This window comes from Natronohydrobacter thiooxidans, assembly GCF_001884735.1.
Classification (GTDB): Bacteria; Pseudomonadota; Alphaproteobacteria; order Rhodobacterales; family Rhodobacteraceae; genus Roseinatronobacter; species Roseinatronobacter thiooxidans_A.
Window position 1 is genome coordinate 720,478 of record NZ_MJAP01000034.1, and the last position, 13,372, is coordinate 733,849.

The 13,372-nt window shown below is 65.7% G+C and carries 13 protein-coding genes; 5 read left to right on the forward strand and 8 right to left on the reverse strand.

All coding sequences use genetic code 11. The features are described 5' to 3' along the window. Window positions 1–32: 32 nt before the first annotated feature. From BG457_RS18155 to trpS, 3 genes are read right to left on the reverse strand one after another with little or no spacing between them, the layout of a single operon-like run. Window positions 33–734: a hypothetical protein gene (locus BG457_RS18155; protein ID WP_071799167.1), complete on the reverse strand. Its 702-nt coding sequence runs from the start codon at window positions 732–734 to the stop codon at window positions 33–35. After that, on the reverse strand, window positions 715–945 hold the full coding sequence (locus BG457_RS18160; protein WP_071799168.1) for a hypothetical protein: 231 nt from the start codon (window positions 943–945) through the stop codon (window positions 715–717). Before BG457_RS18160 ends, BG457_RS18155 begins: the two co-directional genes overlap by 20 nt. 4 nt (window positions 946–949) lie before the next feature. After that, complete coding sequence (gene trpS, locus BG457_RS18165; protein WP_071799169.1) at window positions 950–1,987, reverse strand: tryptophan--tRNA ligase; 1,038 nt, start codon at window positions 1,985–1,987, stop codon at window positions 950–952. 76 nt (window positions 1,988–2,063) lie between these two features. Between trpS and BG457_RS18170 the strand changes: the two genes are divergently transcribed. Continuing rightward, window positions 2,064–2,723 carry a rhomboid family intramembrane serine protease gene (locus BG457_RS18170; protein ID WP_071799170.1) on the forward strand — a complete coding sequence of 220 codons (660 nt, stop codon included), beginning with the start codon at window positions 2,064–2,066 and terminating at the stop codon, window positions 2,721–2,723. Here BG457_RS18170 and murJ read toward each other — a convergent pair. The 4 genes from murJ to BG457_RS18190 are packed head-to-tail and all read right to left on the reverse strand — an operon-like array spanning window position 2,697 to window position 8,492. Continuing rightward, complete coding sequence (murJ, locus tag BG457_RS18175) at window positions 2,697–4,259, reverse strand: murein biosynthesis integral membrane protein MurJ (RefSeq protein WP_071799171.1); 1,563 nt, start codon at window positions 4,257–4,259, stop codon at window positions 2,697–2,699. The two genes, BG457_RS18170 and murJ, sit on opposite strands and share 27 nt — an antisense overlap. Further along, window positions 4,259–4,501, reverse strand: a complete 243-nt coding sequence (locus tag BG457_RS18180) for a YdeI/OmpD-associated family protein (RefSeq protein WP_071799172.1) — start codon at window positions 4,499–4,501, stop codon at window positions 4,259–4,261. Before BG457_RS18180 ends, murJ begins: the two co-directional genes overlap by 1 nt. Then, window positions 4,501–7,299, reverse strand: a complete 2,799-nt coding sequence (locus tag BG457_RS18185; RefSeq protein WP_071799173.1) for a [protein-PII] uridylyltransferase — start codon at window positions 7,297–7,299, stop codon at window positions 4,501–4,503. The genes BG457_RS18180 and BG457_RS18185 overlap by 1 nt, the downstream gene beginning before the upstream one ends. An 11-nt stretch (window positions 7,300–7,310) precedes the next feature. Then, window positions 7,311–8,492, reverse strand: a complete 1,182-nt coding sequence (locus BG457_RS18190) for a penicillin-binding protein activator (protein ID WP_071799174.1) — start codon at window positions 8,490–8,492, stop codon at window positions 7,311–7,313. Between the two features lie 120 nt (window positions 8,493–8,612). On the opposite strand from BG457_RS18190, the gene rsmI reads away from it, so the two are divergent. The 4 genes from rsmI to BG457_RS18210 all read left to right on the forward strand — a co-directional run bounded on the left by rsmI (window position 8,613) and on the right by BG457_RS18210 (window position 11,793). Next, on the forward strand, window positions 8,613–9,497 hold the full coding sequence (gene rsmI / locus BG457_RS18195) for a 16S rRNA (cytidine(1402)-2'-O)-methyltransferase (protein ID WP_139257863.1): 885 nt from the start codon (window positions 8,613–8,615) through the stop codon (window positions 9,495–9,497). Next, the gene (locus BG457_RS18200) at window positions 9,494–9,847 is read left to right on the forward strand and encodes a YraN family protein (protein ID WP_071799176.1); all 354 of its coding nucleotides are present in this window, start codon (window positions 9,494–9,496) and stop codon (window positions 9,845–9,847) included. Before rsmI ends, BG457_RS18200 begins: the two co-directional genes overlap by 4 nt. A 90-nt stretch (window positions 9,848–9,937) precedes the next feature. After that, window positions 9,938–10,879 (forward strand): glutathione synthase, encoded by a 942-nt coding sequence (gene gshB, locus BG457_RS18205; protein ID WP_071799177.1) that lies wholly within the window; start codon window positions 9,938–9,940, stop codon window positions 10,877–10,879. Next, on the forward strand, window positions 10,876–11,793 hold the full coding sequence (locus tag BG457_RS18210; protein WP_071799178.1) for an alpha/beta hydrolase: 918 nt from the start codon (window positions 10,876–10,878) through the stop codon (window positions 11,791–11,793). The genes gshB and BG457_RS18210 overlap by 4 nt, the downstream gene beginning before the upstream one ends. Here BG457_RS18210 and BG457_RS18215 read toward each other — a convergent pair. Then, window positions 11,750–13,273 (reverse strand): YifB family Mg chelatase-like AAA ATPase, encoded by a 1,524-nt coding sequence (locus BG457_RS18215; RefSeq protein WP_071799179.1) that lies wholly within the window; start codon window positions 13,271–13,273, stop codon window positions 11,750–11,752. The genes BG457_RS18210 and BG457_RS18215 overlap by 44 nt on opposite strands. Window positions 13,274–13,372 lie beyond the last annotated feature (99 nt).

Genomic DNA, 13,372 nt, shown 5'->3' on the forward strand with positions numbered 1-13,372 from the left:
CCCCGGTCGCGCGACCGGGGCTTTTTGATGGGTCAGGCCACCGCCCGGCGTAAGCGTCGCAGGATCCGGTTCCAGATCAGCCCCAGACCCGCCGCCAGCGCCGCCATCAGCCCCGCAAGCGCCTCGCGCAGACTGTCCGCCAGCCGCAGCCCCGTGCGCAGGAAGCGCGATTTCCCCAGCATCTCGAACGCGCCCAGACTGCGCGGTCCCAGCGCATCACTCGCGCGGGCCAGCCTGCGTGCATCATCAAGCGTATCGACATGCCCCACCAGATGCAGCGCGCCGCGCGTCCCTGCCCGCGCCTGCACCCGCCCCAGCGCCTCGGTCAGATCCAACGCCGGGCGCAGCGCCTCCATCCGGCCCAGCCGCGCCAGATCATCGGCATTGCGCGCGGCCCCCTGCGCCGCCCAGTCGACGCCCTCGCGCGCGGCGCGCGTATAGATGCGCCGCAGCCCCGGTGTCAGCCGCCCCATCCGATGCGCAACCTTCATCAGCCCCGCGCCGATCTTCAGCGAATAGGATGTGCCCCCTGTCACCACTGCCAGCCCGGTCGCCCCGATCCCGATGAACGAAAGCGTCACGTCAAGCTGATCCACCGCTTCGCCGCGCATCCAGGCCCCCGATTCGCGCCCCAGCGACAGCACATCCCCCGCAACGGTCAGATTGACCCCGATCCCGCAGGACAGATCCGCCCCCATGCTGCATTGCCGCAGATCATAGGCGCGGGGTCTCATCCAGCCGCGCGCTGATCCGCGCGGCAATCGCCTCGGGTGTCGCGTGCCGCGCCAGCGCGCGCTCATAGGCGGCGGCAAGTTCCCCCTCGCCGCGCGCGACCAGCATTCCGCCGACCGGGTTCTGCACAAACCGCCAGAGTGACAGGCCCGACCATGCCAGCCCCGCCAGCATCAGCCCCGTCAGCACCCAGCGCGCGACGGAGCGCAGCACCGCCTCAGCCCCGTCGCGAGCCGACCATGCCGACGATATCGCGGGTCTTGGCCACGATGGGCGCCGCAATCGCATCCGCGCGATCCGCCCCTTCGCCCAGAATCCGGTCAATCTCGGCCACATCCTGCATCAGGCGCCGCATCTCGGCATTCAGCGGCGAAAGCTTCGCCACCGCGAGATCCGCGAGCGCGGGCTTGAACACACCGAACCCCTGTCCGCCATGCTCGGCCAGCACGGCCTCCGGCGTCATATCGGCCAAAGCCGCGTAGATATTGACCAGATTGCGCGCCTCGGCCCGCCCCTCCAACCCTTCCAGCGTCTCGGGCAGCGGTTCCGGGTCGGTGCGCGCCTTGCGGATTTTCGCGGCTATCGCATCCGCATCATCCGTCAGATTGATCCGCGACTGGTCCGACGGGTCGGATTTCGACATTTTCTTGGTGCCATCGCGCAAGGACATCACCCGCGTCGCGGCGCCTTCGATCACCGGCTCCACGACGGGGAAGAAATCCACCCCGAAATCATGGTTGAACTTGATCGCAATATCGCGCGTCAGTTCCAGATGCTGTTTCTGATCCTCACCCACCGGCACATGGGTCGCGTGATAGGCCAGAATATCGGCGGCCATCAGATTGGGATAGGCGAACAGCCCCACTGATGCCTCCTCGGCATGTTTGCCCGCCTTGTCTTTGAACTGCGTCATCCGCCGCAGCCAGCCCATCCGTGCCACGCAGTTGAAAATCCACGCCAGCTCGGCATGGGCGGGCACCTGCGACTGGTTGAACAGGATCGAGCGCTTGGGGTCGATGCCCGAGGCAAGGAACCCCGCCGCCAGTTCGCGCGTGGCATGGCGCAGTTTTGACGGCTCCTGCCAGACCGTGATCGCATGCAGATCGACCATGCAATAGATCGTCTCGATCCCCGCATCCTGCGCCTGCGCAAAGCGTTTCAGCGCCCCCAGATAATTGCCCAGCGTCAAGCCGCCAGAGGGCTGGATGCCGGAAAAGATCCGCTTGGGGAAAGTCTTGGTTGGCGCGTCGGACATGGGGCACATTCCCGTCTGGAAAAGGGGTTTGGCTTCGCTTAGCCTTGGCGCGAGTGAAGGTCAACCAAGCCCCCCGATGCGCAATCCTGTCCTGAACCCGCTGCCATGGTCCGTTTGGCTCTTGACCCTCGCGATTGCGGGCGTGGAACTGGTGCTCTGGGCAGGCGCGCATGGGCTGGTGAACTGGGCCGGAAGCCCTGGCTGGCGCGCGCAGGCCCTCGCGCTTGCGGGCATCAATCCCGGCCTGCAGGGCTGGATGGTCGAGACCGGCCAGACACCGCTGCCGCATCTCGCGCGCTATCTCGGTTTCGGGCTGGTGCATCAGGGGCCATTGCAGGCGGCGCTTGTGATCGTCATCACGGCAGCCTTGGGCAAGGTCTGCGCCGAAGGGATCGGCTCGCTGCGCCTGCTTCTGGTGCTGGCCTTCGCGCAGGCCGCAGGCGGCTTTGCCTTCGGGCTCGCCGGCTCGCCGGACGCATGGCTGATCGGGGGCTATCCGCTGATCTTCGCGCTGGCGGGCTGCTTTGCCGGGCAGGTCTGGCATGGCGAGAGCAGCGCACTCAGCCGCCGCAAGGCGCTCGGGCTGGTCGCGGTGCTGATCCTCGGGCGGCTGGCTCTTGCCGCGCTGGTCGGTGGCGGCATGGACTGGATCGCGGATCTGGTGGCCTGTCTGGCCGGATATGCCCTTGGCCGCGTCCTGCGCCCCGGATTACGCGCCCGGCTGCGCCGGGCGTGAGCGTTTCACGGCGGCGCGCAATTCCGGCAGGCTGAACGCCCCGATCACCTGCCCGAAGCCCAGATAGACCACGCCGCCGCCAAGGATCAGCACCAGAAGCGCCAGATAGCGCCGCCCCGATTGCACCAGCATATCCGCCAGCAGCAGGTTCAGCCCGTAAAGCACCGCCCCCATCACCAGCGAGGCCAGCACGATCCGCCACACCCGGCGCTTGAGCTGCGCGTCAAACTGCGCCGCCTGCCCCATGCTGCGCGCGCCCAGCCAAAGCTGCAGCACCATGATCCAGCCTGCAACCGTCGTGGCCCATGCCGCCGCAATAAAGCCCAGAACGCCCATCAGCCCGACCGCAATTGCGGCATTGATCACCATCGAGACCAGCGCATATTTGAACGGTCGTTTCGTGTCATGCCGCGCATAATACAAGGGCTGCAACACCTTATGCAGCACGAAGGCGGGCAGCCCCAGACCGTAAACCGCCAGCGCCAGCGCCGTGGCCTGCGTATCCGTCTCTGTCCAGGCCCCGCGCCCGAACAGAACCGAGACAATCGGCGTCGCAATCACCACCAGCGCCACCGCGCAGGGCACGGTCAGAAACAGCGAAAACTCCAGCCCCCGGTTGAAACTGTGCTGCCCGGCCCCGGTCTCGCCCGCGCGCAACCGCCGCGACAATTCGGGCAGCAAGACCACACCCACGGCAATCCCCACCACACCCAGCGGAAGCTGATACAGCCGGTCCGCATAGGACAGCCACGAGACCGCATTCTCGGTGAAACTCGCCACCTGCCGCCCCACGATCAGGTTGATCTGCACCACACCGCCCGCCAGCACCGCAGGCCCGGCAATGATCGCCAGACGCTTCAACTCGGGCGTCAGGCGCGGCCAGCGGAAGCGCATGGTGAAGCCCGCGCGCCGCACCGCGACCCAGAGCGCCGCCAGTTGCACCACCCCCGCCACAGGCACCGCCCAGGCCAGCGTCATCCCCATATCCCAGCCCGCGCGATCCGCCATCAACATGGCCACCACGAAAACCACGTTCAGCAGTACAGGCGCCGCCGCCGCCGCAGTGAACCGCCCCACCGCGTTCAGCATCCCCGACAGAAGCGCGGTCAGCGAGATGAAGAAAATATAGGGAAAGGCCACGCGCCCATAAAGCACGGCCAGATCAAACCGCTCATCCTGCGCAAAGCCTGCGGCCATGCCCCAGACCAGAAACGGCATGGCAATGATCGCAAGCGTCGAAAAGATCAGAAGAAGTGCGGCCATCCCCCAGAACGCATCGCGTGCGAAACTCTCGGCATCCTCGCCCGCTTCATGCTTCTTGGCGAAAATCGGCACGAAGGCGAAATTGAACGCCCCCTCGGCAAAGAAACGGCGGAACATATTGGGCAGCGAAAAGGCCACGAAAAACGCATCCGTCACCGGCCCTGCGCCCAGATATGCGGCGATCATCACATCGCGGGCAAAGCCGAAAACGCGGCTCAGAAGCGTCCACAGCCCCACGGTCAGGAAACCCGCCACCAGCCGGATACGTGCCATCAGTCCGTCTTTCCCCTGCCGGGCGGCTGCCAGGCCATGCCCATATAGCCATGCCCCGCCCGCAACTCCGCCAGCATGGATTGCAGACGTTTCTCGCGCGTCTCGGGCCGTTTCGCGCCCTTGATCCAGATCAGCCAGTCATTGCGCTGATAGGGCGGGCGCGCGTCATAGGCCGCGCGCAGCCCCGCGCCCTGCAAGGCATCCTCGACATCCTGCGGCATGATCTCGCGGGGCCGCACCATCAGCCCGCCGCCCGCTCCGCGCCCGCCTCGATCGCCGCGCGCAGCTTGCGCTCCAGCGCGTCCTGCCGGGATTTGGAATGAAGCTTCAGCCCGAACATGTCTTTCACATAGAAGGTATCGACCGCCTGCACCCCATAGGTGGCAATCACGGCACTGGCAATCGAGATATTGGCATCCGCCAGCGTGCGCGCCAGATCGAACAATAGCCCCGGACGGTCGCGCGTATCCACCTCGATGATCGTGTAGATCTCCGATCCTTCATTGTCGAAACTGATATGCGTGGGCACCCGGAAGGCGCGCTCGCGTTTCTTCACCTTGTCGCGGTCAGCCAGCGCTTTCGAAGCCACCACCTCGCCCTTCAGCGTGCGCTCGATCATGGTGCGCAGACGCGGCAGGCGCGTATCCTCGAAAGGATGGCCGTCACTGTCCTGCACCCAGAATACGGCGGTCGCCACCCCGTCCTTGGTCGTATAGGTGCGCGCATCGACGATATTCGCCCCCACCAGCGCCAGCGCGCCGGCAAAGCGCGCAAACAACCCCGGATGATCCGAAAGCACGAAACAGGCGCGGGTGGCATCGCGGTCGGGGTCAGGATGCAGATCCACCCGGATCTCATCGGGTGTCAGATCCCGCAACAGCCGCGCAAACACCAGATGCGTGGCGGTCGGCAGCCCCTGCCAATAGGGCGCATAATGCCGCGCCACCTCGGCGCGCAGATCGGCGCGCGGCCAGTCCTCCAGCGCGTCGCGCAGCGCGCGCTTCGCCTCATCCGCGCGGTTCTCGCGATTGAGCGCTTCCAGCCCCGTCTCCAGCGCCGTCGCCGTCTCGCGGTAAAGCTGGCGGATCAGTTGCGCTTTCCAGTTATTCCACGTCCCCGGCCCGACGCCCCGGATGTCGCAGACCGTCAGCGCGGTCAGCAGATCCAGCCGCTCGCGCGATTTCACCAGCTTGGCGAAATCGCGCACCGTGCGCGGATCGGAAATGTCGCGCTTCTGCGCCGCATCCGCCATCAGCAGATGATAGCGCACCAACCATTCCACCGTGTCACATTCGGCCTTTTTCAGCCCCAGACGCGGCGCCACCTTGCGCGCGATCTGCGCCCCCAGCACCGAATGATCCTCGGGCCGCCCCTTGCCGATATCATGCAGCAGCAGCGCCACATACAGAACCCGCCGGTTCACCCCGTCCTTGAGGATCCGCGAGACCACCGGCAATTCCTCGCGCAACTCCTCGCGCTCGATCTGCGCAAGCTGGCTGATGCACTGGATCGTATGCTCATCGACCGTGTAATGATGATAGACATTGAACTGCATCATCGCGACGATGGGTTCAAATTCGGGAATAAACGCCCCCAGCACCCCCAATTCATTCATCCGCCGGAGCGCGCGCTCGGGGTTCGAGTGATTGAGCATCATGCGCAGGAAAATCTTCTGCGCCTCAGGGCTTTGCCGGAAAGTGTCATCGATCAGATGCAGATTGGCCGCGATCAGCCGCATCGCATTGGGGTGGATCAGATAACCCGTGACCAGCCCTTCCTCGAACAGCCGCAGCAGATTGAGCGGATCGGACAGAAACTCGGCAGGGTTCTCAATATCCAGCCGGTTATGCACCACTTTAAGACCGTGGCGCATCTGCTTGCGTTTGTTCAGAAAATGCCGCAGCAACGGCTCGCGCTTGACATGGCGCGCTTCCAGCTCGGTCAGGAAAATCCGCGTCAATTCACCGACATGGGTCGCATGGCGGAAATAATCCTGCATGAAATGCTCGACCCCGCGCCGCCCGCCATGATCGACATAGCCCATGCGCTCGGCCACCCCCACCTGCATGTCGAAGGTCAGCTGCTCGACCGCGCGGCCCGCAAGGTGATGCAGATGGCAGCGCACCGCCCAGAGATAGGTCTCCGCATCGCGGAAGGTCTGATATTCCTCGGCCCGGAAGAACCCCAGCCCCACCAGTTCCTCGGCCTGATCGACCTCATGGATATATTTCGCGATCCAATAGAGGGTCTGCAGATCGCGCAGGCCGCCCTTGCCCTCTTTCACATTGGGCTCCAGCATATAGCGCTGATTGCCGATCTTCGCGTGCCGGTCCGCGCGCTCGGCCAGTTTCGCCTCGATGAACTCGGCATGGGTTTTCGCAAACAGATCCGTCCAGAGCCGACGGCGCAGCGCCTGCGCCAGTTCCTCATTGCCATGCAGGAAACGATGCTCCAGCAGGGCTGTGCGGATGGTGATATCCTCGCGCCCCAGCCGCAGACATTCCCCGACCGTGCGGCTGGCATGACCGATCTTCAGCTTCATGTCCCACAGGATATAAAGCATCGATTCGATCACCTGCTCGACCCAGCCCGTCACTTTCCACGGCACCAGAAACAACAGATCGATGTCCGAATGCGGCGCCATCTCGGCCCGCCCGTAGCCGCCCACCGCCAGAATGGCGATCCGCTCGCCCTCTGAGGGGGTCGCATTGGGGTGCAGCCGCGTCTGTACCGCGTCCAGCGCCGCGATAACAACAGCATCGGTCAGCCATGTATTGGCGGCGACAAAAGAGCGGGCATCGCGCGGATGCGCGGCAAAGCGCGCCTCCAGCCGTTCAGAGCCGCTTTTCAGCGCCGCGCGCAGACAGCGGGTGATCACCCCGCGCTGCGCTTTCGCGCTCTCGCCGCTGGCGGCATCCAGGGCCGCATTCAGATCCTGATGCAGCGCCGCAAGATCAAGGATCTCTTCGGGCGGAAACAGTTCCGCCGCGCGCGCCGGATAGCGCGCGGTCTCGCGCAGACTCAGGTTTACCGGTGTCATTGCCGCACCGCTCAGGAACCGGCACCCGCAAAGCTGCGTGGTGCGGGGCTCAGGATACGCACCCTTTCGTCGCGAATCTCTGCCACCGCCAGAGCGCGCTCATTCGTGCCATCGGGCCGGAAGCGGAAAATCCCGTTGACGCCCACAAAACCCGCCGGTTGCGTGATCGCCTCTGCGGTAAAGGGCGTGCGCCCCCCGCGCCGGATCAGCGTGCCGACCGCAGCCACTGCATCATAGCCCAGCCCCGCCACCGGCGACGGCGTTGCGCCATAGGCCGCAAGGTAGCGCGATTCGAATTGCTGCGTCAGCCCCGGATCGGGCAGCGCGAACCAGCCGCCCTGCAGCCCCGGCAGTTGCAATGTCGCCGCAGGAATATCCCAGCGCGTCAGCCCCATATACTTGAAATCATTCGGCGAGACATTGTTCTGCGGCAGCATCTCGGCCAGAAGCGGCAAGGCGCCTTCCGATCCGGCGGTCATCAGGATGCTCTGCGCCCCCGACGAGCGCGCGGCCGAGGCAATACGCGGAATCGCCTGGGTGATCCCCTGCTGCGAGAACGGATAGGATTGCGTCGCCACGACACTGGCCGCTGTGCGCTGCGCCGCGCGCCGGATCGCGCGCTCTGCCACCTGCCCGGCCTCGGTCTGCTCGGACACCACCATCACCCGGCCCCGGCCCTGCGCTGCCGAGTAGCCCAGCAGACGGGTCGCGGTATTGTCGAACATCGGCCCAAGCAGGAAGACATTACCCCCCGCCACATCCGGATTGTTCGAGAAGCTGATCATGTTGATCCCGGCCTGCGCCGCCACCGGCCTTGCCCCGAGGGCGGCCTGCGCATGCAACGGCCCAAGGATGACCTGCGCCCCGTCATTGATCGCCTGCGCGGTCTGTGCCGCCGCGCGACCCGGATCGACACCGACCTGATAGATCCGCAGATCAATCTGTGTCCCCTCCAGATCGGCCAGCGCCATGCGCGCGGCATTTTCCAGCTCGCGCGCCAGCACCTGACGCCCGGCATCGCCATCACCGCTGGGCAGCATCAGCGCCACCACCGCCGGACGCGACGGGCCTCTGCCCGCCACCGCGCCCGCAGGCATGTCACAGGCCGCCAGCACCAGCGAAGCGCCCATAAGCCCCAGAAATCCGCGCCGTTTCAGCCTGTCGGCCCCCTGCGCCGCTGCAAGATCACGCATGCACCCCTACTCCTGCCTTGCTTCACATGTTATGCGGCGACACAGTAAGCAAGGGCAGGCGTGAAGTAAACGCTCGTCTGAGAATTGATGCCGCTCCCCGGCAAGGACATGCTGCAGGATATGCCCCCAGAAACCCCGCCCCATTCCGCCAGCCTCGCCCGCGCCATCGCGCCGGGCCTTTACCTGATCGCAACCCCCATCGGCACGGCGCGCGACATCACGCTGCGCGCGCTCGACCTGCTGGCAGGCGCGGATCTGCTGGTGGCCGAAGACACACGCAGCCTGCGCCATCTGATGGAAATCCACGGCATCGCGCTCGACGGGCGGCGCGTGCTGGCCTATCACGACCATAATGGCGCGCGCATGCGCCCGGTGATCCTCGACGCGCTGCGCGACGGCAAATCCGTGGTCTATGCCTCTGAAGCGGGCACGCCGCTTGTCGCCGATCCGGGCTTCCAGCTTGCCCGCGCGGTGATCACTGAGGGGCTCGCGGTGCATGCCGCCCCCGGCCCCTCGGCCATGCTGGCCGCGCTGACCGTGGCGGGCCTGCCCAGCGACCGTTTCTGCTTTCTGGGCTTCGCGCCCACACAGGCGGGCGCGCGGGCAAAATTCCTGTCAGAGGCCGCCGCCATCCCCGCCACGCTGATTTTCTACGAATCGCCCAAACGCATAAACCGTTTTCTAACCGAATTGCGCGACACTCTCGGGGCAGAGCGCGATGCCGCCCTCTGCCGCGAGTTGACCAAGAAACATGAGGAAGTGTTGCGCATGCCTCTGGGGGCCCTTGCCGATGCCATCGCAGACCGCATGCTGAAAGGCGAAATCGTCGTGCTGGTCGGGCGTGGCGACGCGCCCGCCGCCGACGCGCAGTCCCTCGATCAGGCGCTCGACGCAGCCCTGGCAGAGATGCGCCTGAAAGAGGCCGTGGCCCATGTCAGCGCCACCCTGAACCTGCCGCGCAGGCAGGTCTATCAGGCCGCGCTCGCCAAGGAGAAACCGAAATGATCGCCGCGCGCAATTACCATGCCGGGCTGGCCGCCGAATCCTCGGTGTTGCGGCAATATCTTGACGCCGGATACCAGCTCCTCGCCCAACGCTTCCGGGGCCTGCATGGCGAAATCGACCTGATCCTGCGCAAGGGGGCCGCCGTGATCTTCGTCGAGGTCAAGAAAAGCCGCAGTTTTGATGCCGCGCTTGCCCGGCTTGGCCCCGCCCAGATCGGGCGCATCTTCGACACGGCAGCGGAATTTCTGGGCACTCAGCCCCTTGGCCAACTCACCGAAACCCGTTTCGATGTGGCGCTGGTCAATGCGCAGGGCCAGATCACGGTCATGGAAAACGCGCTCGGCCCCTGACCAAGCACACCATTGCAAGCGCCGCTTTCATCCGGCATCAAGGCGGGGACCGGGCCGTTTCGCGCCCGATATTCACGACAAGAGGCCCCCATGTCCCTGCGCGTAGCCTATCAGATGGACCCGATCGAGTCCGTCAACATCTTCGCCGACAGCACGTTCCGCATCGCCCTCGAAGGCCAGAAGCGCGGCCATCAGGCCTGGGTCTATACCCCCGACAAGCTCGCCTTTCGCGAAGGCCGTGTCATGGCGCTGGCGCGGCCGGTGACACTGCAACAGGTCAAGGGCGCGCATGTGGATTTCGGCCCGATGGAATTGCTCGATCTGGGCGAGATCGATGTGGTCTGGCTGCGCCAGGATCCGCCCTTCGACATGGGCTATATCACCACGACCCATATCCTCGACATGATCCACCCGCGCACATTGGTCGTGAATGACCCGTTCTGGGTGCGCAACTACCCGGAAAAACTCTTGGTGCTGCAATTCCCGGATCTCACGCCCCCCACGATGATCGCCCGCGATCTGACCACGATCCGCGCCTTCAAGGCGGAACATGGCGATGTGATCCTCAAACCGCTCTATGGCAATGGCGGCGCGGGCGTGTTCCGGCTTGATCCCAATGACCGCAACCTCGCCTCGCTGCATGAATTGTTCACCGGCATGAACCGCGAGCCGCTGATCGTGCAGAAATTCCTGCCCGCAGTGTCGAAGGGCGACAAGCGCATCATTCTCGTCGATGGCGCGCCCATCGGCGCGATCAACCGCGTACCTGCCGAAGGTGAGACCCGCTCGAACATGCATGTCGGCGGTCGCCCCGAACCGGTCAAGATGACCGCGCGCGACATTGAGATCTGCGAGGCCATCGGCCCGCTCCTGCGCGAGAAGGGCCAGATCTTCGTCGGCATCGACGTGATCGGTGACTATCTGACCGAGATCAACGTCACCTCGCCCACCGGCCTGCAGGAGCTTGAGCGTTTCGACGGCACCAATGGCGCGGCGCTGATCTGGGAGGCCATCGAGGCCAAGCGCAGATGAGCTGGCAACTAAAGGTCATGCGGGTGTTCCTGCGCCAGATCGCGCGGCGCTCGCTGGCCCGCCAGCCCGACAGTATCGCCGCGCGCGCATGGTTCGAGCGCGGCGCATGGCTCAATGCGCGCGGGCGCCCCTATCTAAGCTTCGCCCCCGACCAGATCGGTCCCGTCCCCGCGCTCTGGACCGAAAAGCCCGGCCCCGGCGCGCCCTTCATCCTCTATATCCACGGCGGCGGCTATGTCATGGGCAACCCCCGCACCCATGCTGCATTGGCCCGCTATCTCGCGCGCAAGGCGCAGATGCCGGTTCTGCTGCCCGATTACCGCCTTGCCCCCGAACACCCGTTTCCCGCCGCCTTTGACGATGCGCTGGCCTTCTGGCAGGGCCTTCTCGCGCAGGGCTACCGGGCGGACCAGATCGCACTGGGCGGCGATTCCGCGGGCGGCGGCATTGCGCTCGCACTTCTGGGCCATCTCTGCGCCACGCACCAGCCCGTGCCCTTCTGCACATTCGCCTTCTCGCCCTTCACCGATCTCACCTATTCCGGGGCTTCCATCCATGAGAATGCGACATCCGAAATCCTGCTACCCCCGCAACGGCTGGAGCAATTGCGCGCCCGCCTGCTGAATGGCGCAGACCCCGCCGACCCGCGCATCTCGCCGCTGTTTGCGCGCTTCCCCAAAGCGCCGCCCACGCTGATTCAGGTCGCCCGCACCGAGATCCTGCGCGACGATTCGCGCCGCATGGCCGATCATCTGCGCGCGCAGGGCGCAGAGGTCACGCTGCAGGAATGGGGCAACCTGCCTCATGTCTGGCAATTCTTCCCCGGCTGGCTGCCAGAGGCGCGCAAGGCGCTCTCGGATGCCGCCACATTCATCCGGCAACAGCTTCCGCTACCCCCATCAGCCGGAAACTGATCGCTTCCGCCATATGTGGCGCGCGGATATCGGCAGCACCCTCCAGATCGGCAATCGTGCGCGCCACCCGCAGCAGCCGGTGATAGCCCCGCGCGGTCAGCCCGAAGCGTTCCGCCGCGCGCGTCAGCAGCGCGCGCCCCTCGCTGTCGGGGCTTGCAACCTCTTCCAGCAGCGCGCCTTCGGCATCGGCATTGACGCGGCACCCCTCATAGCCCTGATAGCGCGCCGCCTGCCGGTCGCGGGCAGCGACCACCCGCGCCGCCACAATGGCTGAGCTGTCCCCAGAGGGCGGCAGATCCAGATCCGAAAACGCCACCGGCGGCACCTCGACCCGCAGATCGAACCGATCCAGCAGCGGCCCCGAAATGCGCCCCATATACTCCTCGCCGCAGCCCGGTGCCCGCCCGCAGGCGCGCGCCGGTTCCGACAGATAGCCGCATTTGCAAGGATTGGCCGCCGCCACCAGCAGAAACCGGCAGGGGTAGCGGATATGCGCATTGGCCCGCGCCACCACCACCTCGCCGGTTTCAATCGGCTGGCGCAGGGTTTCCAGCACCATGCGCGGAAATTCCGGCAACTCATCCAGAAACAGCACCCCATTATGCGCCAGCGAAATCTCGCCCGGCTTGGCGCCCTTGCCGCCCCCCACAATCGCCGCCACTGATGCCGTGTGATGCGGCTCGCGAAACGGCCTGACCCGCGAGATCCCGCCCTGATCCAACAGCCCCGCGATCGAATGGATCATCGAGGTTTCCAGCGCCTCGGCAGGGCTCAGTTCCGGCAATATCCCCGGCAGCCGCGCGGCCAGCATCGACTTGCCCGACCCCGGCGTCCCCACCATCAGCATATGATGCCGCCCCGCCGCCGCGATCTCTAACGCCCGTTTCGCGCGTTCCTGCCCTTTCACATCGAACAGATCCCGCACCCCGTTATCGCGGATCACCTCGCCGGGGCGCGCGGGCGCAAGCGGGGCCTGACCCGAATAATGCCGGATCACCTGCGCCAGCGATGCCGGCGCGAAAACCCGCGTCGCCTCGACCCAGGCCGCTTCCGGCCCCGACCCGGCAGGGCAGACCAGCACATGCCCGCCCTCTGCCGCTGTCATCGCCGCAGGCAAGGCCCCCGCAACCGCGACCAACGCCCCGTCCAGCGACAATTCCCCCAGCGCCACCGTGTCGCCCACTTCCTCCCCCGGCAGGATCTCCAGCGCGGCCAGAAGCGCCATAGCGATCGGCAGGTCGAAATGCGACCCCTCTTTCGGCATATCCGCAGGCGAGAGATTGATCGTGATCCGTTTCGAGGGCAGCGCCACCGACAGGGCCGAGAGCGCCGCACGCACCCGCTCGCGCGCCTCTGACACCGCCTTGTCCGGCAATCCCACGATCTGAAAGGACGGCATGCCGGGCGAGAGCGCGCATTGCACTTCGACAAGCCGCGCCTCGATCCCTTCAAAGGCCACTGTCAGGGCGCGTGTCCCCATGATCACCCCCACACATCGCCCACAGCATGCGCCATCAACCCTTGCGATTTGGTTAACGAAACCTTGCAACCCCCTCACACGCGCTTGTGAAAGAAAATT

Coding starts and splice junctions, on each gene's coding strand:
- BG457_RS18155 (WP_071799167.1), bottom strand. CDS start 734: ATGAGACCCCGCGCCTATGATCTGCGGCAATGCAGCATGGGGGCGGAT.
- trpS (WP_071799169.1), bottom strand. CDS start 1,987: ATGTCCGACGCGCCAACCAAGACTTTCCCCAAGCGGATCTTTTCCGGC.
- BG457_RS18170 (WP_071799170.1), top strand. CDS start 2,064: ATGCGCAATCCTGTCCTGAACCCGCTGCCATGGTCCGTTTGGCTCTTG.
- murJ (WP_071799171.1), bottom strand. CDS start 4,259: ATGGCACGTATCCGGCTGGTGGCGGGTTTCCTGACCGTGGGGCTGTGG.
- BG457_RS18180 (WP_071799172.1), bottom strand. CDS start 4,501: ATGGTGCGGCCCCGCGAGATCATGCCGCAGGATGTCGAGGATGCCTTG.
- BG457_RS18185 (WP_071799173.1), bottom strand. CDS start 7,299: ATGACACCGGTAAACCTGAGTCTGCGCGAGACCGCGCGCTATCCGGCG.
- BG457_RS18190 (WP_071799174.1), bottom strand. CDS start 8,492: ATGCGTGATCTTGCAGCGGCGCAGGGGGCCGACAGGCTGAAACGGCGC.
- rsmI (WP_139257863.1), top strand. CDS start 8,613: ATGCCCCCAGAAACCCCGCCCCATTCCGCCAGCCTCGCCCGCGCCATC.
- BG457_RS18200 (WP_071799176.1), top strand. CDS start 9,494: ATGATCGCCGCGCGCAATTACCATGCCGGGCTGGCCGCCGAATCCTCG.
- gshB (WP_071799177.1), top strand. CDS start 9,938: ATGTCCCTGCGCGTAGCCTATCAGATGGACCCGATCGAGTCCGTCAAC.
- BG457_RS18210 (WP_071799178.1), top strand. CDS start 10,876: ATGAGCTGGCAACTAAAGGTCATGCGGGTGTTCCTGCGCCAGATCGCG.
- BG457_RS18215 (WP_071799179.1), bottom strand. CDS start 13,273: ATGGGGACACGCGCCCTGACAGTGGCCTTTGAAGGGATCGAGGCGCGG.